Origin of the sequence: Segetibacter koreensis DSM 18137 (assembly GCF_000374045.1) — a bacterium.
In the GTDB taxonomy this organism is placed as follows: Bacteria; Bacteroidota; Bacteroidia; order Chitinophagales; family Chitinophagaceae; genus Segetibacter; species Segetibacter koreensis.
In genome coordinates, this window is sequence record NZ_KB893386.1 from 1 (window position 1) to 24839 (window position 24839).

A 24839-nucleotide genomic window follows, 5' to 3' on the forward strand; every position below is an offset into this window, starting at 1 on the left:
AATTTGCTATTTTCTTCTTCCAATTGCTTTAATCTGCGAAGTTCGCTAATGCCTAAGCCACCATATTTTTTCTTCCAGTTGTAGAAAGTAGCTTGCGTAATACCCATCTTTCTGCATACTTCTTCCACACTAACTCCAGTCTCTGATTGCTTAATGGCAAAAACAATTTGAGCTTCGGTAAACTTTGATTTTTTCATGGTAATTAATCTGCTCTTAAATCTATCAGTAATTACCCGATTTTTCTAATTTAGATTGGTCCAGTTGTATGGGAGGAGGTCAGTCAAAATGGCTTTGCATTCAGCTTCAAAAAATTTAAGCAACCTTAGCCTCAGCTATTTTGCCCCTTATCTTACCTTCCAGTTCTGCAGCAAGTTCAGGATTATCGGTTATTAATTGTTTTACTGTATCACGTCCCTGTCCAAGTTTATTGCCATCATAACTAAACCAGCTTCCGCTCTTTTGAATAATTCCGAGCTCTACACCCATATCTATTATTTCACCCATCTTGCTGATACCCTCCCCGAAAATGATATCAAACTCAGCGGCACGAAAAGGAGGCGCTACTTTATTTTTTACCACTTTTACTTTTACGTGATTACCTACAGCCTCATCACCATCTTTAATCTGAGTCATTCTACGAATGTCTAAACGTACAGATGCATAAAATTTAAGCGCATTTCCACCAGTCGTGGTTTCAGGATTACCAAACATCACGCCTATTTTTTCACGCAACTGGTTTATAAAAATGCAAATAGTGTTTGTTTTATTAATGGTGGCAGTAAGTTTTCTCAAAGCCTGGCTCATCAGCCTTGCCTGCAATCCCATTTTGCTATCACCCATTTCACCTTCCAATTCCCCTTTTGGCACCAGGGCTGCAACAGAGTCAATTACCACTACATCTAATGCACCTGATAAAATTAGCCTGTCAGCTATCTCTAAAGCCTGCTCGCCATAGTCGGGTTGCGATATAAGGAGGTTATCTACGTCAACACCCAGCTTTTGTGCATAAGAACTATCAAAAGCATGTTCTGCATCTATAATGGCACACATACCGCCTTTTTTTTGCGCTTCAGCAATTACGTGTATTGCTATCGTAGTCTTACCACTACTTTCCGGACCATAAATTTCAACTATTCTGCCTTTAGGCAAGCCTCCAATTCCCAGTGCCACATCTAAACCTATTGACCCGGTCGATATGACTTCCTGTTCATCATTTGCCCTTTCATTCATCATCATCACGCTTCCCTTACCAAAATCTTTATCTATTTTGTCCATTGTAAGCTTTAGCGCTTTCAACTTCTCAATATTGCTCATGCAAGTTTATTTTTGTCAAAATTATTGAATAGGCAAAGGTATAATAATTAAGTTATTAACACTAATAATTTTAGTATTAATAACTAATATTTTTCGTTGTGAAGCTTTTTTTGAACCAGCGGGTTTTGTAGAAAAATGTAAACATGTAATCTTTATATGAGCAGAAGATGTATTAAAGGCTATGGCAAAACTATTGCAGATACTGAATATTGCATAATTGAAAAAAGATAAACCTATTTTTTATGAAAAGACTAATGCTGCTAACGGTAATATTATATGCTACTTCGTGCTCCAATCCTGAAGATAAAGCAACAGGCAATTCTGATTCAACAAGATTTAATTCAAATGAAAACAAAGTTTTAAATTCCCGGCCAGGTCCTACTGACCCAGGCAGTCAAAGTGAGGCAGAAAAACCTGATACTTCGGCCAGCCCTGCGACATCTAAAGAAAATTCCAATTCATCAACACAAGGAACCAACAGAAGTTACGGAGCAGGTCAGGATACTAGTAAACAAAAGAAATAAACATTATTATAAAGTGATTACAAAAATATCTACGCAAGTGGTAGTCTTTTTGTAGTCACTTAACCTACTTTTAATTTATATATTAAAAATAGTTTTTTAACTATACCATCCTTTTATAATTTTAATAAAGTGGCAAAAATGCTAAATTCTTTTATATAACACCTGACAGTTATTGCAAAAGAAAGTTCTTCTTTTAGTGGTGCCAGCATATTTTTTAATTAACGGGATGTTGCACCTGGGACAAATCTTTTTAGTATGAGCAAGCCAATGCTTCTTTAAAACATAGTTTTTTTTCCACTCGAAAAAATCGAAACTGTAGATTCGGGCGTCCTTAATCATTTCTTCCAGCACTTCTTCAGGCAAAGCGCCGGCATCACTTTCAGGATGAACTCTTATTCTAAATAAAACTTCATTTTTTATAATATTTCCCACACCTGAAAAAATACGCTTATCCAGCAATGCATCACAAACCAACGTGTCCGGTTGTTGCTTTAGTTTATGTTTCGCCTTTTCTGCATCCCACAATTCGCTCATAACATCGCTGCTCCAATCATACACTTCATCTAAATTTTCGGTAATAAATTGAACAGAGCATGTATAAAAATTAATTTGTCCTTCTTGAAATTGAAGAGATAACCTGGGTTTTGTTTCTTTTTGTTCGTTTATACGATATGAGCCGAACAACATAAAATGTATACGAACGGTAAAATTGGTAAGGCAGATCAAAAAATGCTTTCCCCAGCTTTTAAAATCAGTTATTGTTTGTCCTGCTATTTCCTGAATGTCAAGTGTGCTGTTTCCTTCAACTTTAACTATCTCTTTTCCTTTAAACCGCTGAACGAGTTCTTTTAAAATTACAATAGAAGGGCCTTCAGGCATTTACAATAGTTTTATGTTCTTTATTCAAAAGGCAGACCACTGGCGTCAATTTTGTTTTGAAAGTATAGTGCACAGATTTTTTAAAACTTATTCTAAAATAATACTCACATGGCTTTTTATAGACTAATTTCGAATTGGGCACTAAATGTATCTAAAGCGTCGCAATTACTTAGCCCTGGTATTAATATTTAACTTGAAATTGGATTGCTGCATTTTTTCTTACACAGAACTCAGTTCGCCCAATGTCAGCCATATTTTTCAACTGCCGGATGAGAGAGACTTATGTTACTGTCTATACGGTCCGGGAGATGGACAACCTGTTTTATATTTTCATGGAACTCCAAGTTCACGTTTAGAACCTTCCTTACCGGCGGCTTATGGTATTGATATAGAAACTTTATTATTACAATATAAGGTACAGTTAATAGCTATAGACCGACCAGGAATGGGTTTGTCAACTTTCAATCCTTCAGGCGATTTTATTTCTTTTGCCCAAGATGTAAACCTTTTATTACAGCATTTAAAAATAAAACAGTGCAAGGTTATGTGTTGGTCCGGGGGTGGGCCTTTTGCTTTAGCAATAGCTGATCAATTTAAAGAGATGATACAAGCAGTTTTTATCATTACAGCTTTTACGGTTAGCTTTTCATCAGATAGTGTTTTTAGCAAAATGCATCGAAACAAATTTTACTTTGGAGCTGCCAGGTATATTCCTTCTGTTAGCAGGATTCTTATGAACCTGGTTTCGCGTAAAAAACCTTCTAAACCTATTCCTCAAATAATTTCAAAATTGCCTGCGGCAGATCATCAACTAATCACTAATGTTAAGACCCTTAGGCATGTTTCTGCAACAACCTTGCAAGAAGGCTGCAGGAACGGAAGCAAAGGAGCTGTGTATGAGGCACAATTATATTTTAAAGATTACGGCTATCATTTGAAAGACATTCAACAACCTGTCCATTTCTGGTGGGGCAATGAAGACAATGTTGTAATAAGACTACATGCTGAAGCGGTGGAACAACAAGTGGCAAACCATACAATGCATTATAAACAAAATGAAGGCCACTTATCAATATATTTCCATTATATAGAAGAAGTTTTGGAGACAATTAGCAAGTGCTGAAGGTCAGTTTCTATAATATCGTTCGTAGCGGTCATTCCGGTATAAATATTAATTTCTCCAACTAAAATTATCTTGTTTATTCTTTGCAATAATGCGACTCTTACCCATACTAAACATTGGAATAGTTTTTTCAGCTTAATATAAAAAGAAAATATGCCTCTTTGGTTACAGGCAGGTCTTTGGGGATTACTTTCCGGCTCTGCTTTAATTATAGGTGCAGGCGTTGGCTATTTTTCAAAAATTCCTCAACGGCTCATTGCTGGTATTATGGCTTTTGGAAGTGGCGTTCTCATCTCTGCCCTTTCATTTGACCTTATGGATGAGGCATATAAAGGTGGAGGGTTTGACTCTACCTCTATTGGTTTTATCGGTGGGGCTTTGATATATACCATTGCAAATATTATTATTTCGAAACGCGGTGGAAAACATAGAAAACGATCTGGAGGACAGCAGCCATCTGAAAGTGAACAAGAAGGAAGCGGAACTGCAATAGCTGTAGGAGCATTGCTTGACGGAATACCAGAATCAATAGTGATTGGGGTAAGTATGATAAAAGGCGGCACGGTGAGTATGGTAGCTGTTATTGCTATTTTTCTTTCTAATGTTCCCGAAGGTTTGTCTAGCGCTGCTGGCATGAAAAAAGCCAAAAGGTCTGTAAAATATGTTTTTTTACTTTGGACAGCAATAGCAGTTATCTCCGGTATTTCCTCTTTATGTGGCTATGTCATCTTCGACGGATTTAGCAAAGATGTTATCGCCGCTACCACTGCCATCGCTGCCGGCGCTATACTTGCCATGCTTGCAGATACCATGATTCCTGAAGCTTTTGAAACAGCTCATAACTTTGCAGGACTTATAACAGTAATAGGATTTTTATGCGCATTTATTCTTACCAAATTACCTTAGTACGACAGCCGACTGATTTGTTTCTTGTAATTTTACTTGCTTAATTCTTATTCTATTTTCATTATTATCTAACAACAGTAACCGGTTACCGATTTTCTTTATTCTTTCGCGATGCCATTTTTTTCTTCATGAAGATTTTTTTTCTCACTTTTATCATCCTTAAAAAAAATCAAGATACAAAGTAGAAATACAGGCCGATGCAATTTCCATTTTTAATCAAAATATTTTTGCTTACAGGCCAGTAGTTAAATTTGCATTTTTACAAAACCTGATTCATGCAAAAACCGGTATTAGTTATTAAGTTAGGAACTGCTGTTATTACCAGCGATGATGGCAAAATAGATGAAACTACTATTAAAAAACTGGCAGAAGAAATTGCAGCGTTGGCTAAAACTCATAACATAGTATTGGTATCAAGCGGTGCGGTTGGAAGCGGGAAATCTTTTATTAAAAACTACAAAGGAACCCTTATAGAGCGAAAAGCGGCTGCTGCTGTTGGCAACCCGATCCTCATTCAATTGTATCATAGATATTTCTCAGCCTATGATCTCACGGTTGCCCAGGCATTGTGCGAGCGGCATCATTTCTCTAACCGTTTTCAATTTTTACAACTGAAACAAACGTTCCATGAATTTTGGAACAATAATATCGTTCCTGTAGTAAACGAAAATGACCTTGTAAGTAACGTAGAGTTAAAATTTTCTGATAACGACGAATTGTCTACATTAATAGCCATAGGCTTTGATGCAGAAACACTTATTATCTGCACTTCTGTTGGCGGCTTTTTAGATTCAGATAAACGGATAATTCCTTTAGTTGAAAAAATTGACAACAAAATACTTGGTTACGTAAACACAGAAAAGAGCTCGGTTGGCCTTGGTGGCATGGTTTCAAAACTCACCTTTACAAGACTTGCTACTTCTCTTGGAATAAAGGTAGTTATGAGCGGACTGTCAGGTCAAAGCCCGCTGAGAGCTGCTTTAGCAGGAAAACAAGGAACCACATTTACACCTAAAAAGTCAAATTTAAAAGCGCGTCAAAAATGGCTTGCTAGCGGATCTATTACGATTGGCAGCTTACGGGTTGATAAAGGAGCCGAAAAGGCTTTGCTTAGCAGAAAAAGTTTACTTACTGTAGGCATACACGACGTAAAAGGTTCTTTTTCTGCAGGCGAAGTTGTGCAGCTCATAAATGAAGAAGAAAATATAATTGGGGTAGCAAAAGTAAAACTGGATGCTGTGGAAATGGCTGAACAGCTATCAGCAAAAAATGCGTTGGCAGCCCATGCAGATGATATTGTAATATTTTAAAACTGTAAGAAACAGGCCTAAACGTGGTTATTATTACCTTCCAGCATGTCCTTTATATCTTATCTCCACATCTGAAACGCCAGCATCAACCATACCTATTTTTTTAGCTGCTTTTTTACTCAGATCAATTATTCTTCCCTTCGCAAATGGTCCCCGGTCGTTTATCCGCACTTTCACTGTTCGGCCGTTTGATAAATTTTTTACAGTCACTTTTGTTCCAAACGGCAGCGTTCGGTGAGCAGCAGTTTTTTTTCTTTGCCTGAAAGTTTCTCCATTTGCTGTTTTCCGGCCTTGAAATTTATCAGCATAATAAGACGCGACCCCCGTTTCAGTTATTTTACGGGCACAGGAAGTAGTAAGGATAACAATAAATAAGAATATTATTAATCTTAAATTCATTTTTAAAATTTTTTACCTGGTTTACTCTTTATCGCACAAAAGGCAATTTTACCACTTTAGCCTGCAGATTTTTTTCACGCACTTTAATATAAATGATTGAACCTATCGCCGAATAGTCTTTTGAAACATATCCTAAACCTATTGCCTTCCCCAAAGATGGAGATTGTGTTCCGCTGGTAACCTCTCCTATTTTATTTCCGTTTTCATCATCAATTTCATAACCGTGCCTGGATATTCCTTTATCAATCATTTCAAAACCAATCAGCTTACGACTTACACCTTCTGCCTTTTGCCTTTCTAATATTTCTTTTGCCGTAAAATTTTTAGTGAACTTAGTGATCCATGCCAATCCTCCTTCTAAAGGAGTTGTTGTATCATCTATATCGTTTCCATAGAGGCAGTACCCCATTTCAAGCCGCAAAGTGTCTCTCGCACCAAGTCCTATTGGTTTTAAACCTTGTGGCTTACCAATTTCAAATATCGCATTCCAGATTTTGTCTGCATTATCATCTTTATCTTCAAAATATATTTCAACCCCTCCGCTGCCAGTATAACCTGTTGCACTCACCAATACATTTTCAACACCGGCAAATGTTCCTTTTTCAAAGGTGTAGTATTTAAGGTTTATAATGTCTATTGGTGTAAGAGGCTGAAGTATTTTAGTAGCATTTGGTCCTTGAATTGCTAAAAGGCAAGTTTTTTCACTTATGTTGTGCATCTCGACATTATTGGTATTAAAACGGCTTATCCAGTTCCAGTCTTTATCTGTATTGGAAGCGTTTACTACAATCATATATGTTTTATTTTCCTCGATGCAGTAAACAATAATGTCATCCACAATTCCACCGCTTTCATTAGGCATGCAACTATACTGGGCCTTACCCGATGTTAGCTTAGAGGCATCGTTCGTAGTTACCCTTTGTATCAATTCTAAGGCATTATCGCCTTTTAATATAAATTCACCCATGTGACTCACGTCAAAGAGGCCCGCATTGTTTCTTACAGCCGCATGTTCGTCATTAATACCTGTATAGCTAATCGGCATATCGTAGCCCGCAAATTCTGCCATTTTCGCCCCTAACGCCTTATGCTTCTCTGTAAAAGGAGTATTCTTCATACATGAAATTTAAGCGGCAAAAATAGGAGAAAGCTTTTGCATTGGCGTGAGTTGAAATGCAGTAGCTTCCCATCACTCGTTAAAGAGCTTTATTAATGTCGAAACTGATTATTTTAATATCAATAAAAAGTCGTTCGGATCAAATAATTAAAATTTTTTCTGCCTCCACTTGTTTCACTGACAATGGCGGCACGGTAAAAACAAAAAGCCCCTCATAAATAGAGAGGCTTCTTTAAGAGGGGAGGCGCTACCCAATACATGCGGCGGCGCCTTTATTCCCAACTTCAACCAAGTTTAAAGCGCAAATTTTATCATAAGTGCGTCATGTATTCCATTAGGCACATCGGCAACAGCGGTGTTTTTCATTGCTGTTACTTTTGTTTTCTTCTCTACCGGCGCTGCAGGCGGAACTTCAGGGGTTGCAGGTTGATAATGATACCTGCCACTATCAGTTGCATTTTGAAGCTCTCTGTCTATTTCCTGCAATTCTTTTAATTTTTGTTCTTTTTCCCTCTCCATCTGCTCTTTGCTTTTCCGGTATTGTTCTATAGTTTCATCACTATTATCCCCGTTGTCATTGTTATCCTCATCTGTTTTCTTATCAACTCTCTCCAAGCCTTTCGCGGTCATAACATACTCGACGTTCGGCCTCCACCATTGTGATCCACTTTCCGTATTATTCTCCCAATCCCAGTAATTATTGTCATTACCCATATGAAAACTAAAACCCTCACCCCAACCTTCCTTTTCATTTATATATATTCTTTTACCTACCGGTACTGCTACTGTAACTATTAATCGCTGGTTTCTAAATTTATCCCGGGTAGTAATGGCTATTCCCCTGTCAAGAAGTAAAGTAGTGTCTCGTTGAGTTGCACTGAAGTTTATGTTAGACGCTATTTGTTCGGCTTCCTGCCTGGTCCTGCCGTTAGTAAGCTTTACCATCATTACCTTAAAACTATCGTTATCTGCCTTTACTATCCTCAATCGGATATTTCTTACATAAACTGTGTCCTCATCAAAAAATGCAAAGGGCTCCATTCTAAACCAGTTATGATTGTAATACCTGCCAAAAGGAAAGGTTTTAATTTCAAGCTTGCCTACCCCGGGATTTGATAAGGGAATAACCTGTTCTGTCGGATAATTTCTATACTTGAAATCATTGCTTAAAGATGTAATTAAACCAATTAAACAAAACAAACCAACCAGCCATAAAGAAATAAATGTTGAGCGAATAATTCCACTGTTACCCCTTTTTTTAGCAATGCGACGAATAATATATGTAACAATACCTACAACAGGCACCCAGATAAACAGAATAAGCGTGCCCCATGCAAACAGGTTTTGCCAGCCACTCCGTAAAATGTAATCTTTAGTAGGCAAGAAGCTAGTTAAAACAACACCAAGAGAAAATAACGCGATAACAAGTGAAATTACTATACATCCAACAATGAAATAAGCAAAGATTTTAACCAATAAAACAATTATATCACCTAATCCGCGCCTGCTTCTTCTTGTTACTGCTTCAGCTTCACTACCTATTTGCCTTCCTTTCTTTCCAATTGTTTCTCCAAACTCCTGCGCCTTTTCTTTTATTTCACTTCCTAATACCTGAGCCCTGTCTTTGAAACCTTCTAAGTCGCTTTGAATTGTTGTTTTAATGTTATTTAAATCGACTTTTTCACCCTTCATTTCCAGTTTATCAGCTGCACTTTTTGCCTCAGGTAACACCAGCCACAGTATTACATACACAAATAAAGAACCCGGGCTAAAAGACAAACCTAATATGTGTGGGAAGTTCCACCAGCCCCAATGGTCAGAGTTAAAAACAAAAGAAAAGAATGGAATTAAGAAAAGTAACCGGGGTATCCATACATTAATAGCGAAATATTTAGCCAGTCCGCTACAAACACCGGCAATTATTTTATCATCAGCATCGCGAAACAAGCGCTTGCGTTGAGAGCCGATAACTGTAGACGCAGAACTTGGCACGGCTACCCACAATATTAAATAGGGTACAAGAGTTACACCAAGCGTTACCAGGAACAAAATTCTTATAACTACAGGATCAATATTGAAATAATTAGCTATACCGCTGCATACACCTGCAATTACTTTGTGATTTTCATCGCGGTATAAGCGTCTGCCCTCTGTGGCACGTTGCTCATAACCGTAAGATTGTTGACCCGTACTTTCGCCTCCTAACCGAGCGTGAACCTTAGCCTCGTCATCTTCAAAATCTTCAGGCCGACCCATGCTATCTATAATGGTATTTACATCTGCATCAGTTATACAGGTGCTGCCTTTCTTTAATGTTTCTCCAAACAATTCGCCTATGCGGCTTTCTATATCATTTATAATTTCCTCTTTGCCCTCCTCATTTGCAAAAAACAACCGGAGGCTTTCGACATATCTTTTCAATATGTCGTAGGCAGTTTCTTCTATCGGTATCACCCTGCCCTGGAAGTTTATATTAATTACCTTTTTCATAATTGTATTTTTGATGCTGTATAACGGCTACCCGTTATGTTAGCCTGGTTGGTTAAAGTTGGTTTTCTGTTGTTTTTATGGTTTCACTTCTTGCAGTCAGCGTATTTACCGCGTTAGCGAGTTCGTTCCAGGTAGCCTCAAGCTCACCATAAAAAGCAAGACCCTTTTCTGTCATGCTAAAATATTTGCGGGGAGGGCCACTATTGCTTTCCACCCATCTGTAAGTAAGAAAATCAGCGTTTTTCAATCTTGTCAATAACGGGTAAAGAGTCCCCTCCAGAATATTGAGATTAGCATTTTTCATTTTCTCCACAATATCACTCGGGTAAACCTCACCCTGTCGAATGATGGACAAAATGCAAAACTCCAATACCCCCTTTCGCATCTGGCTCTGTGTGTTATCTATATTCATAACCGGAGTTTTTATTGGTCACTTTTAGAACTGCGTATAAAAGCAACCGTCTTTTAATTTTATTTTTTTTATTCAACCATATCTGTTCTATTGAACATCGTTGTGTCACTCACTTGTACTTATATCACTTCACTCACCCCTTTTTTCCTCCTATTTCACTTCTTTATTTTGTCTTCTAATTGCTTTATTTCTCATTAACAATACAAAGATGCAACATTTTTTAGTACTATGCAATATAAAGTACCATATTTTTTTTAGTAGTAGGTAGAGGACATTAGTAGTTATAGCACGAAAGCCAGTACCAGAAAGGGTTTTAGAAGAAATAACAAAAAAAGAAATTTATTTAGAATGTGATGAGCGGTAAAATACAAGGACGGACGGATCTAAAGTATAAATCGAGTTTGGGAATTTTAATAGAAAAAGTAGTCGAACGCTTGCCTTTGTAATTGCGACTAATTAGACTTTTATTAATTGTTTCCCCTATTTTTTAATCAAACTTTAATAATAAAAATAATCTTCTCAATTTACCTTTGCCAGACTTAAAAAACACTCTTCCTTTTCGCCTAAATTCAAAAATTCACCCTAAGCCTTTAAAAAAAACTTTTTGAAACCGTGGTCTAGAATTTGGCGTTGCACGATGATTTATAAAAAATGGAAGGAATAATAGATACTCTAATGAATTGATTGTAACGATTATAACGCTCCGCTGCATATCTCTACCCGCTGACGCTTTTATTTTTTATACTTTAAATCTAACCAGCCTTTCTACTGCTTTTGCAAGAGTTTCTTCTTTTTTGCAAAAACAAAAGCGAATAACTTTATCGTCTTTTTCATCCTGGTAAAATGCTGAAACCGGAATTGATGTTACCCCAAATTCCTTTGTCAGTCTTATAGCAAATTCTCTATCGCCTTCTTCACTTAATCCCTTAAAACTGTAGCATTGAAAGTAGCTGCCGCTACTCTGTAGAGGTTTAAAGGGCGTAGCAGACATAAGGCGCTGGAAATAATCTCTCTTCCGTTGAACGAAAGATCCTAACTGCAAATAAGCCTCTTCATTTTTTAAATATTGTGCAAAAGCAACCTGAGAGGGAGTATGACAAGAAAAGCAATTGTACTGGTGAACACTTCTAAACTCCTGCATTAGGTTTGGAGAAGAAACACAGTAGCCTAACTTCCAGCCGGTGCAATGGTAGGTTTTTCCAAACGAAAAACAAACAAAGCTTCGTTGTAGTAAATCTGCATATCGCAAAATGCTTTCGTGTTGTATTTTATCAAAAATTAAATGCTCATATACTTCATCACTTAAGATAAAAATATTTGTACCTGTAACAATTTGTCTTAATTGCTCAATATCGTTTTTAGTCAACACACTTCCTGTAGGGTTGTGGGGAGAATTAATCATTATCATTTTTGTACGCACCGATATTTTACTTCTTACTTCATCCCATGGTATAGAATAGCCTGGAAATTTAAGATGAATAAGAATCGGTACAGCTCCATTGATTTTAATGTTAGGAATATAACTATCATAAGCAGGTTCAAACACAATTACTTCATCTCCGGGTTTCAGCACCGTTGTTAATGCTGTATATATAGCATAAGTGCCACCCGGTGTGATGGTGATATCGGTTTCCGGATTTATATTAGCATTATACAAACTCCTCATTTTTTCAGCTAACCGTTCGCGGAGCAAAGGCAAGCCGTTCATATGAGCATATTGATTATATCCCTTTTTCATGGCCTGGTCTACCAACTCCACTAATTCTTCGCTCATATCAAAATCAGGAAAGCCTTGCCCAAGATTTACTGCATTGTATTGTAAAGCCAGTTGGCTCATGACAGTAAAAACTGTAGTACCCATATTTGGAAGCTTACTTTCCATATTCATTTTTTAGCCATTTTGCCAAAAATAATATAAAGGGCTTGCTTTATTGCTGAGTAAATACGAGGGGAGAAAAAAGAAAAGTTTATAAGGATTATTAAGATTACAGCAGGTTACAATAAAAAATGGAACTAATCAATCTTTCTTGTTTTAAGCCGACTCCAGGTTGAAATCTTAAATTTATATTCCTAGTTGACTTGACAAACGTTTTAATTCAATCTCTGCCGTTTTTGCTGCGTATGCCAAGTTTATAAGCCTGTAACCTGCCTCAACGAAACTTCTTTGGGCTTCTCTTACTTCAATTATTGTTGCTTGGGATAACTGGTACCGCTGAAGGGTTAACTGCAAAAGGTCGTTGGCGAGTTTATTATTTTCACGCTCAGTTTTTAGTTGCTGTAAATTGTTTTGATACGCCTGCCATGATTTTACAGCAGATGTTTCTAGGCTATTGCTAATTATGGTGTGTGATGATATTGCATTTTTTGTATCTATTTCGGCTACTTGTTGCTGTCGCTTTGAAAGTCCACCATTAAAGATAGGTACTGCAACGCTAACCCCGACAAAAGGTCCGTAATTCTGATTTAATATAACATTTCCCGCACTGCTTTGACTATGGGAAAAGTTAAAACCTCCATTTAGTGAGACTGATGGATATCGTTGAGCAGCTACTTCTTTCACAATCCATTCATTTATCCTGATTTGTTGCTCCGCTGACAGCAGTTGGGGATTGCGTTTAAGACTCTCCTTAACTGTTTCAAAATTTAACGCACTGTCAACTATAATAGTATCATGAACTGCAAAACTGCTATCGGGTCTTTGAGTTAATAAATTCATTAAGTCGGCTTTTGCCTGTAATAAGACAAGGTGCTGCGATTGTAATTCCTGCCGGCTTGCATTCAGATCAATCTGAGCTTGGTATGTATCAGCATTATTTGCGAGACCAACACTTCTTCTTGCATCTACTATTTCTTTTCTTTTAAGTGTTACATCAATGGATTGCTGTATGGTTTTCATATAGCTTTCCTGCCGGATAATATCATAATATTTTACCATTACATCTGATATTATATTTTGTATCTGAGTATTTATCACCTGCGTACTTTGTCTTTCTAAAGCTGCCAGCCGGTTTTTTGAAGCATACACACGAAAGCCATTGAAAAGCAAATAGCTACCGCTGATACCTGCATTAACAGCGTTATTAACGTTGTTAGGTCGTTTGATAACAGTTCCCGAATTTAATTTCTGATTTAAATTAGTAAGCGATTGATTATCGGAAAGCGTGCCGCTAATTACTGGTAAGCCTCCTGCAACACTTATATGATTACTAATTTGGCTTGCCTGCTCGTTATTTTTAGCAATTTGAATATCAAGACTATTTTTCAATGCTATATTAACAGCTTCTTCCAGGGTAAGTACCTGTGCTTTTATTTCGGCCGCAGTAAGCACAAGAACAACTAAAACTAAAACTCTCTTCATCCGTATTTTTTTATGAAACAGAAGCTGCGCTCAGTATTATTTACAGTTCGGTTATAATTAAAGGTTTTTTTTCTGTTTTACCACTTTGTGTTCCATCATAATTTATTCCATCTTTATGATTTTCACGGCTGTGACTGCTTACCTCATCGTACTCTTTGTTTACATCTTTTTTATGTTTTCCTGATATAAACGTGTACACCGCAGGTATAACCAGCAAGGTAAGAATAAGAGAAAAAATAATCCCCCCTACGATCACTATACCTAATGGAACACGGCTGGTAGCGGCAGCACCAAGACTAAGTGCAATAGGCAGGGCGCCTAGTGAGGTAGCAAGACTCGTCATAAGTATTGGTCTCAAACGTTGCTGGGCAGCCTCAATTACTGCGTCAAGCTTTTTCATGCCCTGCTCTCGTTTCTGGTTCGCAAACTCTACTATTAAAATACCGTTTTTTGTAACCAGTCCTATTAGCATAATCATCCCAATTTCTGAAAAAATATTAATTGTCTGCCCAAAAAGCCACAAGCTTAGTAGCGCCCCCGCCAATGCCAGCGGTACAGTAATCATAATGGTAAAAGGGTCTGTAAAACTTTCAAACTGTCCTGCTAATACAAGGTAAATGAGCCCTAATGCCAGGAAGAAAGCAAATGCAGTATTAGAAGAACTTTCTACATAATCTCTCGCAGGACCACCTAAAGATGTCTGAAAGCTTTCATCGAGTACCCTTCGGCCAATTGCGTCCATTGCTTTTACACCATCCCCAATTGTTTTACCTTCTGCAAGGGATGCCGAAAATGTGGCTGCTTTGAAACGGTTGTAATGAAAAAGAGTTGGAGGACTACTGGTTTCCTGGAGATGTATCACCGAAGACAAGGGTATGTTTTCTCCGCGGTTATTTCTTACATACAGTCTGTCTATATCAGTTGGCTTATTTCTATCTTCTCTTTCTACCTGCCCTATTACCTGGTATTGTTTTCCATTCATCAAAAAATATGCAAGCCGCCTTCCGCTAAAAGCCGCCTGCACTACCCCGGCAACATCAGTGGTAGACAAACCCAGGTCTCTGGCCTTCAATCTATCCACCGTCAACTCAAGTTCTGGCCGGTTAAATTTAAGATTAACATCTACATTTTGAAAAGTTTTATCTTTTCGTGCCTCTTCCAGAAATTTAGGAATAGCATCCTTTAGTTTATCAAAATCAAGATTTTGAACAATAAACTGCACTGGCAGTGAACCCCTGGAGCCTAAGCCGACAGAAATCGTCTGCTCCTCAACTGCAAAAATTCTCACATCATTATACCTGGCAAGTTTACGGTTTAACTCGGAGGCTATTTGAGTCTGAGAACGGGTACGCTCTCCGGGTTCTATTAAACCGATCCTGGCACTTGCAGAATTGGAGCCACTGCCTCCGAAACCCGGAGTGGCAACAAAAGTAAAATCTCTTTCAGGAATAGAATCCTGTAAATAACGAACTACATTTTCTGCTACATTTTTGGTGAATGTATAACTGGAACCTTCGGGAGCAGTAAGGTTTACCCGAATAGAACTTTTATCTTCCAAAGGTGCTAACTCGCTGGGTATGGACTTATACAGCAGGTAAATCATCACTCCGCAGACGGCTACTATAACCCACGCAAGCCATCTTACTTTCATAAAGCCTGTTAAGATACGCCGGTAGCCATTTTCCATATTTTGAAAGAAGGGCTCCGTTCTCTCATAGAATTTTCCGTGACCGCTGTTCGTCTTTGTAAGGTAAACGTTTAAAACAGGTGTTATGGTAAGCGATACAAAAGCAGAAATTAAAACCGCCGCTGCTACAACCACTCCAAATTCACGGAAAAGACTTCCGGTAAAACCCTGGAGGAAGATCACAGGCAGGAAAACAACAGCAAGAGTTATAGAGGTGGAAATAACAGCAAAAAATATTTCCTTACTGCCTTCAAGAGCGGCTTTTTTTACAGAAAGTCCTTCTTCAATTTTTCGGAAAATATTTTCCGTTACTACAATACCGTCATCTACCACCAGCCCCGTTGCTAATACTATACCTAAAAGGGTTAACACGTTTACTGAAAATCCCGCTACATACATCACAAAAAAAGTAGCCACCAACGAAATAGGAATATCGATTAAGGGACGAATAGCAATAAGCCAATTCCGAAAAAAGAAAAATATAACTAAAACAACTAGTCCAAACGAAATCATTAAAGTTTCTTCAACTTCTGTCAGAGACCGCCTTACATTTTTTGTATTATCAATTAATACGTGAAATTGAATATCTGATTTATTTGACTTTTTTATTTCGTCAAGCCGTTTATAAAATTCATTGGCGATGTTAATATAATTAGCTCCTGGCTGCGGTATCACTGCAAGACCCACCGCATATACGCCGTTGTATTTCCAGCTTTGTTCGAGGTTTTCAGCGGAAAGTTCTATTTTGGCTACGTCGCCCATTCTTACAATACCGGTACTATCCGCCCTTATTATCAAGTTTTTAAACTGCTCTTCGGTAGTTAATCTGCCCAATGTTCTAATGGTAAGTTCACTGTTATTGCCATATATTTTACCGGCAGGTATCTCTACGTTCTCTTTTTCAAGAGCAGTTTGTATATCATTGAAAGCAACATTATACGTATTGAGTTTATCAGGTTGTAGCCATATACGCATTGCATACCGCTTTTGCCCGAATATATTTACAGCACTTACTTCATCAATAGTCTGTACCTGCTGCTGCAATACATTTTCAGCATAATCGCTGAGTTCCAGCAAGCCCTTTGAAGGACTTTGTATAGCCAATAATATAATGAAATCGCTGTTTGCGTCCGCTTTACTTACTACCGGCGGTGCATCTACATCTTGTGGGAGATTTCGCGCCGCCTGGCTAACTTTATCCCGGACGTCATTCGCGGCGGTTTCGAGGTTTACATCAAGATTAAATTCAACATTTATGCGGCTTGACCCTAATTGGCTTGAAGATGAAATGGACCTGATACCTGGTATTCCATTTATTTGCTTTTCGAGCGGTTCAGTTATCTGGCTCTCTATCACATCAGCATTGGCACCAGTATAATTGGTAGAAACACTGACATTGGGTGGGTCAATCGCAGGATATTCTCTAACGGCTAGAAACGTAAATCCCACGACACCAAACAATACAATAGCAATATTCATTACAGTTGCCAGTACCGGTCTTCTCAATGATAATTCTGATATATTCATCGAATGTTAACTATACATAAATAATAAGAACAAGGATCACAAGTAATTTATAGAGTCAAATCAGCCAATTCTTTAACTGACCTAACTTTTACAGGCGCATTTGGCCTTGTAAATAACACACCGCTGACAACAACAGAGTCGCCTTCTTTTATTCCGCTGGTTATTTCTACATTACTGGCTTGTCTTACACCGGTTTCAACTTTTACAAACTTTGCTTTACCTTGTACTACGGTTACCAGTGTTTTATCTTTATCCTCAGGAATAATGGCGGTTGCAGGTACAAGTACGCTGTTTTTATCTGTACCCGCTTTTATGTAAACCTTTACAAATGCCCCGGGGTTAGCTGTTCCGTCTTCTAAAAGCGCTCGTACAAGCAGATTTCGCGTAGTGGTGTTTGCCTGTGGCTCAGTTGCCACTATCAACGCCTTTTGTTTTTTGTGCCTGGCGGCATCAACTTCTACAGTTACATAATCACCTTTACGAATAATATTTCCATATTCTTCCGGCACGGTGAAATCTACTTTCACCTTGTTAACCTGCTGTATAGTTGCAAGTACACTGGTCGGCGTTACATAAGCACCAGGACTTGTTTGTCTTAAACCGACAATGCCATTGAAAGGAGCCCTAAGAATAGTTTTATCAATTTGGGCCTGTAATACATTTATATCAGCTTCTAAACTATTTACCTGGTTAAGCGCCACGTCATAGTCTGCCTGGTTTATACCATTTATCTTTAACAGCTTCCCATATCGCTGCTCTGTAGTTTTTGCAAGGTCAAGCTGCACTTTTAGTTTACCCATTTGAGCTCGAAGATCTGCGTCATTTATCCGGGCAATTATTGTTCCCTTTGTTACATACTTTCCTTCCGGTATATTCAGATAAGTCAGCCGCCCGTTTATCTCAGGATGCAATTCAACATATTCTCCTGCAACTATAGTTCCATTGGCCTCAACAGTACTCGATATTGATTGTGCAGTCGCCACAATAACATCCACCACGGTAGGGCCATCTGCTCTTCGCGCCGATGGTTCTTTTTTCTGTTTGCACGAAAATGCAATAAAACCTGTAAAGAACATTATGGGTAAAATAGACTTCATTTGCCAAAAAAATTAGTTGCAGTGAAATGCGCCTCCTAAGATAAAGAATGGTTTTAGAGCTGCTGAAATGCCTGAAGCATCCTAAATACATAAAAGGTGAATATAAATTGCAAAGCTGAAAATAATAGAAGTATTACATTAAACCAAAGTTAAAAGTTTAATTGGATGACAGTTTTATTGGTTTGTTTTAAAAAAACAAAGTAAATGCTGGCCTTGCTTCCTGACTGCAATATTTTTACAAGAATTTATTTTTTAAACCAGCCATTGAATAATAATTACATATTGTTGCTACGCTCAGTTCATCGGCAAATCTTCTTAACGACAAAGTGAAGCTCTACAAGAAGATGCGGTTTTTTATCCCTAAAGAAGGGGCTATAATCATAACAACTTGATTTAAAAAAATTAAAAAACTAACAATTGGCCCTATTTTAGCGCAACTCGTTTTTTTGCTAGTAATGTTATCATTATAAATAGATGCTTATGAAAAGAACACTGTCAACAAATATAAATAGTAATGCGGTAAATTTTTGGTTATTTGTAGCAAGAGTAGCAATAGGTTTATTTATGCTGACACACGGAATTCCAAAGCTCCAATCTCTAATGTCGGGGCATGTAAAATTTGCCGACCCGTTTGGAATAGGTGCTACCCCTTCACTGATATTATCTGTCTTTGCTGAATTTATTTGTTCTGTTTTACTAATTCTCGGCCTCGCTGTAAGACTAGCAGCCATTCCGCTTATCATAAATATGTTTACTGCAATATTTATTGCTCATGGCGGACAGCCTTTTGCAAAAAAAGAATTAGCTCTGATGTACCTGCTGATCTATTTGGGTCTTTTACTCATAGGCGCAGGTAAATTTTCGATAGATCACCTTATTGCCGGTGGAAAAGGCAGAAGAAGATAAACTGCTATACTAATAGCTCTTGTATTGCAGCATGATACTTTTCAAAATGAAATGAATCAATTGCGCTATTCATTGCTTCTTCAATCTCTTTTGTACATAAGTTTCCAATACTTCCTTCATGAGTATGATTGACAGTAGCTGAATAAGTGAAGTTGCCGGCTTCAATTTCTAATCCTACTTTTTTGTAAGCATCTCTAAAAGGCATTCCGTGCAATACAAGCTTATTTACCTCTTCCACGCTAAACAAATATTTGTATTGTTCATTGCTTAGCAAGTCCTTTTTAACTTTCATGTTACTGATCATAAGATGCATCATGTTAAGGCTGCTATTGAGCGTAGCAAATGCAGGAAACAAGTATTCTTTCAGCAATTGAAAATCTCGATGATAACCTGACGGTAGATTTGTGGTAAGTAAAGAAACGTCATTAGGTAGGGCCTGCAACTGATTGCATTTTGCTCTTATCAGTTCAAATACATCCGGGTTCTTCTTATGCGGCATTATAGAAGACCCTGTCGTCAATTCATCAGGAAAGGAAATAAAGCCGAAATTTTGATTCATATACAGGCAACAATCCATGCTTAGCTTATTAAGTGTGGCGGCCACATTACTTAAAGCCTGGGCAACAATACGTTCACTTTTACCACGACTCATCTGAGCGTAAACGACATTATAATTTAAATTTTCAAAACCGAGCAGTTCAGTTGTGTATGTACGGTTTAAAGGAAATGAGGAACCATAACCCGCAGCAGAACCTAAGGGATTTTTATTAACGACTCTATAAGCTGATTGCAAAGTAATAACATCATCTACAAGACTTTCGGCATAAGCACCCAGCCATAGTCCAAAAGACGAAGGCATAGCAAGCTGTAAATGTGTATAGCCTGGCAGTAGCTCATCTTTGTAGGCTTCACTTTTTTGTTGTAAAAGTTGAAACACATGCTGTATATTTTGAACAAGTTGTTCTATTGCACTTCGGAAAAACAATTTAAGGTCTACCAAAACCTGGTCGTTACGACTGCGGCCGCTATGTATTTTTTTACCGACTTCGCCCAATCTTTTTGTAAGTAATAATTCTACCTGCGAATGAATGTCTTCGACACCTTCTTCAAGCGAAAAATCTCCTAATTCTATTTCTTTATAGATTTTTTTCAATTCTGCAGACAAAACAGTCCAATCTTCTGTTGTCAACAGACCAATGCTTTCAAGCATTTTTATATGAGCTAAAGAACCTTGTACATCAAAGGGTGCAAGATTCATATCCATTTCACGGTCGTTTCCTACTGTGAACGTTTCTACCGCTTCAGATGTTGTTATGTTTTTTTGCCAAAGTTTCAAAGTGAAAAATATTTGGGATTACTTGTTTCAGGGTTGGTAAAGTCATTACAACTGATTACTACCCCTCGAATAAAAAAATATATACTTCCTTAAATTATCATACTCGTTTTCAAAAAGGTCGAGCGATTCTTTATTTTAAAAGATTCAGATAAAAATCTAGTAAGTTAGTGGTAACGTGCAACCGGTAACACTACAAAACCCTTTCCAACATCTTCACGTATCCCTCAATACCTTCTTTAATCTCATTAAGGTAAATGAACTCATCGGCTGTATGGCTTCTAGCACTATCGCCCGGTCCACATTTTAGAGCCGGAAAAGGCATTAATGCTTTATCACTACTGGTAGGCGATCCATAACAACTTTTTCCAAGACCAATTCCTGCCTGAACAAGCGGATGGTTTACATCAATACCTGTAGAACGAATTCTCATGCTTCTTGGTATTACTTCACATGCTACATTTTGCCTTATGGTTTCAAATACTTCTTCATGACTGTATAATTCGGTTATTCTTACATCTACAACAAAATTACATGTAGAAGGAACCATGTTATGAGCTTTGTTTTCTGTGTTAATAACCGTAACACTCATTTTTACCGGACCAAGCCATTCACTTACTCGCGGAAAGTTATAAGAACGGATCCAATCGATATCCTGCAAAGCTTTATATATTGCATTTTCACCTTCTTCTCTCGCTGCATGCCCTGCTTTGCCATGTGCTACGCAATCTAACACCATTAATCCTTTTTCTGCAATGGCTAAATTCATTTTAGTAGGTTCACCTACAAGTGCACAATCAGGTTCCTTACCGTTTAATGTACTTCGAAAATCTTTATTTCCCAGTAGCAGTTCAATACCATTATATCCACTAATTTCTTCTTCTGCTGTTGCTGCAAGAATAAGATTATATTTTAAATTATTTTTGTTATAAAAATAAAGAAAAGCTGCAATGAGGCTCACCAGGCTACCACCGGCATCATTACTACCTAAACCAAATAGCTTTTCATCTTCAATTATTGGAGTAAAAGGATCTTTATTATATTGAGGATTAGGTTTTACAGTATCATGATGCGAATTAAGAAGAATAGAAGCCTTTGCTGAATCAAAGTATCGGTTAACTGCCCATACATTATTAAGAGTGCGTTGGATCTCAACATCTCGTTGCTTAAGAAAACTTTCTATTGCAGCAGCGGTTCCATCTTCGTATTTTGAATATGAAGCAATTGATATCAATTCCTGCAATAAATCAACTGCCTCTTTATATAATAATTCGATTGACATTATTTAATAAAAAGTGTTCCTATAGTTTTTTTTCCTGTATTTTGTATAAGGTCTTTTGCATCGCCTACCAGTACTTCTTTTACGCCGGCATCTATAGCGGCGAAAGCATTATCAATTTTAGGCAAAATACCTGCAAATAATTTCTCATCGTCAAGTAGCTGCTGGTAAGTTTCCTTATTTATTACATTAATTACCGAATTGTTATCATCAACATTTTGCAAAATGCCTTTTTTTTCAAAACAATAGATCAGTCTTACATCATAGTATTTTGACAAACCAACAGCGAGAGATGAAGCAATTGTATCTGCATTGGTATTTAAAATATGTCCGATTCCATCGTGCGTAAGAGGGGCAAAAACAGGAACAAAACCTGCATCAAGTAACATTTTCAAATTTTCCACTTGTAACTTTCCATTTTCAATATCACCTACCCAACCAAAGTCAACATCTTTAACCGGTCTTTTAGTAGCTGGAATAATATTGCCATCAGCGCCCGTTAAACCAACTGCATTACATAGAAGTGCCTGAAGTTGTGCAACTATTTTTTTGTTAACCAATCCTCCGTACACCATTGTTACAAGGTCAATTGTTGCATCGTCTGTTATTCTTCTTCCGTTTATATAATTTGATTGAATACCTGATTGTTCGCCGATTTTAGTGGCAATTTTTCCTCCTCCGTGAATCAGAATCTTATATTCCTGAATTGCAGCAAAATCTTTTAAAAATAATTGTAATGCATCCTGATTATCAATTACATTACCACCAATTTTAATAACGAATAACTTCGACATTACAATTAATAATTTTTTCTCTCTTCTGCCTAAGATAAGGTTAAAAGCTCACTAATAACCGCCTGTGCTGCCCAAACTCTATTTGATGCCTCCTTTGTTACTAAGCTATTTGCACCGTCTAAAATTTCATCGCTAAGTTCTACGTTCCGGCGCACCGGCAGGCAATGCATCACTTTAGCATTATTAGTTAGTTTTAATTTTTCATTTGTAAGCATCCAGTCTGCATCGTTGCTATGCATCTTTCCATAATCATTATAACTACTCCAGTTCTTAACATACACAAAGTCTGCCCCGCTCAATGCTTCGTCTTGGTTATGTATTATTGTTGCGCCTTTTGTAAATTTATCAGCAAGCTCAAGCCCTTGCGGATGTGTAATAACAAAATCAGTTTCACCCCATGCATTTATCCATTCTGAAAATGAATTTGCAACACATTGCGGCAATGGTTTTACATGAGGTGCCCAGGTTAATACAACTTTTGGTTTATCCTTCATCTCTAAAGGAGCATTAAGGAGACTCTCTTTTATAGTAATAATATCTGTCAGACTTTGTAGAGGATGTAATGTGGCGCTTTCCAGGCTTATTACAGGAACTCCTGCATATTTTATAAATTGGTTAATGTACATCTCGCTGTAATCATCCTCCCTGTTTTTTAGGGCGGGAAATGTGCGAATGCATAAAATATCAAAGTAATTACCAAGAATAGGGGCAGCATCTTTCACATGTTCAACAGTAGCACCATTCATTATTGCACCTTCTCCAAATTCGAGAGCCCAACCCTCCTTATCAACATTAAAAACAATAGTCTCCATTCCCAGGTTTTGTGCTGCCACTTGCGTACTCAGTCTTGTGCGTAGACTGGGGTTTAGAAATAATAAACCAATTCTTTTATTTGTACCTAAATGCTTGTCCTTGTAAGGATTTGTTTTGTATGTAAGCGCCTTATCAACAAGGGCATTAATATCACTGACATCTGAAACGGAAATAAAATTGGCTGAGCCTCCTGAAGGCTTTAAGATAGTTTGTGAAGTTTCATTCATCAATTGATTCTTTTTTTGTTATCAGCTTTCCTGCTACTATTATCCTTCTCTTGCGTCGCACTCTTGTACTTCTTTTTCTCTTCTCACCACAAAATCATATGCTATCACTTATTCATCGGGTCACTACCTTATGCCGCTTGCGTTGCTCTCTTCTCCCTTTACCGTAAGGGCTTCAATTTCTTGTTGTAATGCATCAATGAAGATGTCGGCCTGCTCACGTGTTAATGCAAGTGATGGCAATAATCTTATGATATTTGGCTTTGCTTCTCCTGTAAAGATATGATGATTATATAACAGGTTTTTTTTAAGGTTCTTCAATTCTTCAGGAACATCAAAACCAATCATCAATCCACGCCCGCGAACGTTTTCAATTCCACTTATCCGTGACAAACAATTTAATAAGTATTCACCTGTATCCTTTGCATTTTCTATAAGGCCTTCCTGTTCTATTACTTCAAGCACTGCAAGCGCCGCTGCACATGCTAAATGATTTCCGCCAAAGGTTGTTCCCAACATACCGTGTTTTGGTTTAATGTGAGGAGCTATTATAATGCCACCTATAGGAAAACCATTACCCATGCCTTTAGCCATAGTATAAATATCTGCCCGTACGCCGGAATAATCATGAGCAAAAAATTGTCCGGTTCTGCCATATCCATCCTGTACACTGTCGGCAATATAAACAGCATTATACTTATCACACAAAGAGCGAATTTTTTGAAGAAAACTTTCCGTAGCCTCTATAATTCCTCCGACACCCTGTATGGCTTCTATTATAACAGAAGATATTTCATTTCCATACGCTGCAAAATATTCTTCTAAAGCATTTTCATCATTAAAAGGGAGGAAAATTACATTGCCGTTCTCATTAACAGGTGCAACAATAGCAGGATTGTCTGTAACAGCTACAGCCAAAGAAGTTCTTCCATGAAAAGCTTTGCTGAACGCGATAACTTTCTTTTTACCATTATGAAAAGAGGCAAGTTTTAAAGCGTTTTCATTTGCTTCAGCCCCGCTGTTACAAAGAAATAACTGGTAATCTTCTTTTTCACTTACTTTTCCAAGCTTTTCAGCCAACTGTTGCTGGATTGGAATTTTAATTGAATTAGAATAAAAAGCTATTTTATGTAATTGCTCTTCAATTCTTTTAACCCAGTAAGGATGAGTATGACCAATGCTGATTACGGCATGCCCTCCATACATATCCAGGTATTTCGTTTCATTTTCATCCCATACATAAGAACCTTTGGCTCTGGTGATGGTAATGTTATTGAGGGGATAAACGTCGAATAGATTCATTAGTTTTAAGATTTAAGGCATAAGGTTTAAGGACTTATACCAATA

The 24839-nt window shown here is 37.6% G+C and carries 21 protein-coding genes; 5 read left to right on the forward strand and 16 right to left on the reverse strand.

The window, feature by feature from the left end; translation table 11 throughout:
* Both B154_RS0126225 and recA read right to left on the reverse strand, forming a co-directional pair.
* Positions 1 to 197, reverse strand: a 197-nt coding sequence (locus B154_RS0126225) for a transposase (RefSeq protein WP_018616370.1), incomplete at its 3' end; no start/stop codon positions are given.
* A gap of 115 nt (positions 198 to 312) precedes the next feature.
* Positions 313 to 1314 carry a recombinase RecA gene (recA, locus tag B154_RS0126230; protein ID WP_018617332.1) on the reverse strand — a complete coding sequence of 334 codons (1002 nt, stop codon included), beginning with the start codon at positions 1312 to 1314 and terminating at the stop codon, positions 313 to 315.
* A gap of 242 nt (positions 1315 to 1556) precedes the next feature.
* On the opposite strand from recA, the gene B154_RS0126235 reads away from it, so the two are divergent.
* Positions 1557 to 1838: a hypothetical protein gene (locus B154_RS0126235; RefSeq protein WP_018617333.1), complete on the forward strand. Its 282-nt coding sequence runs from the start codon at positions 1557 to 1559 to the stop codon at positions 1836 to 1838.
* A 141-nt stretch (positions 1839 to 1979) separates the two neighbouring features.
* Here the strand turns inward: B154_RS0126235 and B154_RS0126240 are convergent, their stop codons facing one another.
* Positions 1980 to 2717, reverse strand: a complete 738-nt coding sequence (locus B154_RS0126240; protein WP_018617334.1) for a DNA-formamidopyrimidine glycosylase family protein — start codon at positions 2715 to 2717, stop codon at positions 1980 to 1982.
* Positions 2718 to 2910: 193 nt separating this feature from the next.
* On the opposite strand from B154_RS0126240, the gene B154_RS0126245 reads away from it, so the two are divergent.
* The 3 genes from B154_RS0126245 to proB all read left to right on the forward strand — a co-directional run bounded on the left by B154_RS0126245 (position 2911) and on the right by proB (position 6056).
* The gene (locus tag B154_RS0126245) at positions 2911 to 3840 is read left to right on the forward strand and encodes an alpha/beta hydrolase (protein ID WP_018617335.1); all 930 of its coding nucleotides are present in this window, start codon (positions 2911 to 2913) and stop codon (positions 3838 to 3840) included.
* A 153-nt stretch (positions 3841 to 3993) separates the two neighbouring features.
* Positions 3994 to 4746: a ZIP family metal transporter gene (locus B154_RS0126250; protein WP_018617336.1), complete on the forward strand. Its 753-nt coding sequence runs from the start codon at positions 3994 to 3996 to the stop codon at positions 4744 to 4746.
* A 275-nt stretch (positions 4747 to 5021) separates the two neighbouring features.
* Positions 5022 to 6056: a glutamate 5-kinase gene (gene proB / locus B154_RS0126255; RefSeq protein WP_018617337.1), complete on the forward strand. Its 1035-nt coding sequence runs from the start codon at positions 5022 to 5024 to the stop codon at positions 6054 to 6056.
* Positions 6057 to 6089: 33 nt separating this feature from the next.
* Here proB and B154_RS0126260 read toward each other — a convergent pair whose 3' ends face one another.
* The 8 genes from B154_RS0126260 to B154_RS0126295 all read right to left on the reverse strand — a co-directional run bounded on the left by B154_RS0126260 (position 6090) and on the right by B154_RS0126295 (position 18143).
* Entirely contained in the window at positions 6090 to 6455 is a 366-nt protein-coding gene (locus B154_RS0126260; protein ID WP_018617338.1) for a septal ring lytic transglycosylase RlpA family protein, read from the reverse strand.
* A 28-nt stretch (positions 6456 to 6483) separates the two neighbouring features.
* The gene (gene gcvT / locus B154_RS0126265) at positions 6484 to 7572 is read right to left on the reverse strand and encodes a glycine cleavage system aminomethyltransferase GcvT (protein ID WP_018617339.1); all 1089 of its coding nucleotides are present in this window, start codon (positions 7570 to 7572) and stop codon (positions 6484 to 6486) included.
* Between the two features lie 294 nt (positions 7573 to 7866).
* Positions 7867 to 10062, reverse strand: a complete 2196-nt coding sequence (locus B154_RS0126270) for a PspC domain-containing protein (RefSeq protein ID WP_018617340.1) — start codon at positions 10060 to 10062, stop codon at positions 7867 to 7869.
* Between the two features lie 52 nt (positions 10063 to 10114).
* Positions 10115 to 10474 carry a PadR family transcriptional regulator gene (locus B154_RS0126275; RefSeq protein WP_018617341.1) on the reverse strand — a complete coding sequence of 120 codons (360 nt, stop codon included), beginning with the start codon at positions 10472 to 10474 and terminating at the stop codon, positions 10115 to 10117.
* A gap of 739 nt (positions 10475 to 11213) precedes the next feature.
* A complete protein-coding gene (locus B154_RS0126280) occupies positions 11214 to 12356 on the reverse strand; it encodes a methionine aminotransferase (RefSeq protein ID WP_157580972.1) in 1143 nt (380 codons plus the stop codon).
* A gap of 180 nt (positions 12357 to 12536) precedes the next feature.
* Complete coding sequence (locus tag B154_RS0126285) at positions 12537 to 13832, reverse strand: TolC family protein (protein ID WP_018617343.1); 1296 nt, start codon at positions 13830 to 13832, stop codon at positions 12537 to 12539.
* Positions 13833 to 13872: 40 nt separating this feature from the next.
* Positions 13873 to 17046: an efflux RND transporter permease subunit gene (locus tag B154_RS0126290; protein WP_018617344.1), complete on the reverse strand. Its 3174-nt coding sequence runs from the start codon at positions 17044 to 17046 to the stop codon at positions 13873 to 13875.
* Between the two features lie 47 nt (positions 17047 to 17093).
* The gene (locus B154_RS0126295) at positions 17094 to 18143 is read right to left on the reverse strand and encodes an efflux RND transporter periplasmic adaptor subunit (protein WP_157580973.1); all 1050 of its coding nucleotides are present in this window, start codon (positions 18141 to 18143) and stop codon (positions 17094 to 17096) included.
* A 480-nt stretch (positions 18144 to 18623) separates the two neighbouring features.
* Here B154_RS0126295 and B154_RS0126300 point away from each other — a divergent pair, with 480 nt between their 5' ends.
* Positions 18624 to 19049 (forward strand): DoxX family protein, encoded by a 426-nt coding sequence (locus B154_RS0126300; protein WP_018617346.1) that lies wholly within the window; start codon positions 18624 to 18626, stop codon positions 19047 to 19049.
* A gap of 4 nt (positions 19050 to 19053) precedes the next feature.
* Here the strand turns inward: B154_RS0126300 and argH are convergent, their stop codons facing one another.
* The 5 genes from argH to B154_RS0126325 form a co-directional block, all read right to left on the reverse strand.
* Entirely contained in the window at positions 19054 to 20385 is a 1332-nt protein-coding gene (argH, locus tag B154_RS0126305; RefSeq protein ID WP_018617347.1) for an argininosuccinate lyase, read from the reverse strand.
* Positions 20386 to 20575: 190 nt separating this feature from the next.
* Complete coding sequence (locus B154_RS0126310; RefSeq protein ID WP_018617348.1) at positions 20576 to 21664, reverse strand: M20 family metallo-hydrolase; 1089 nt, start codon at positions 21662 to 21664, stop codon at positions 20576 to 20578.
* The gene (argB, locus tag B154_RS0126315; protein WP_018617349.1) at positions 21664 to 22455 is read right to left on the reverse strand and encodes an acetylglutamate kinase; all 792 of its coding nucleotides are present in this window, start codon (positions 22453 to 22455) and stop codon (positions 21664 to 21666) included. The genes B154_RS0126310 and argB overlap by 1 nt, the downstream gene beginning before the upstream one ends.
* Positions 22456 to 22484: 29 nt before the next feature.
* Positions 22485 to 23495, reverse strand: coding sequence for a Rossmann-fold NAD(P)-binding domain-containing protein (locus B154_RS0126320; RefSeq protein ID WP_018617350.1), 1011 nt, complete (start codon positions 23493 to 23495; stop codon positions 22485 to 22487).
* 123 nt (positions 23496 to 23618) lie between these two features.
* Complete coding sequence (locus tag B154_RS0126325; protein ID WP_018617351.1) at positions 23619 to 24794, reverse strand: aspartate aminotransferase family protein; 1176 nt, start codon at positions 24792 to 24794, stop codon at positions 23619 to 23621.
* Positions 24795 to 24839 lie beyond the last annotated feature (45 nt).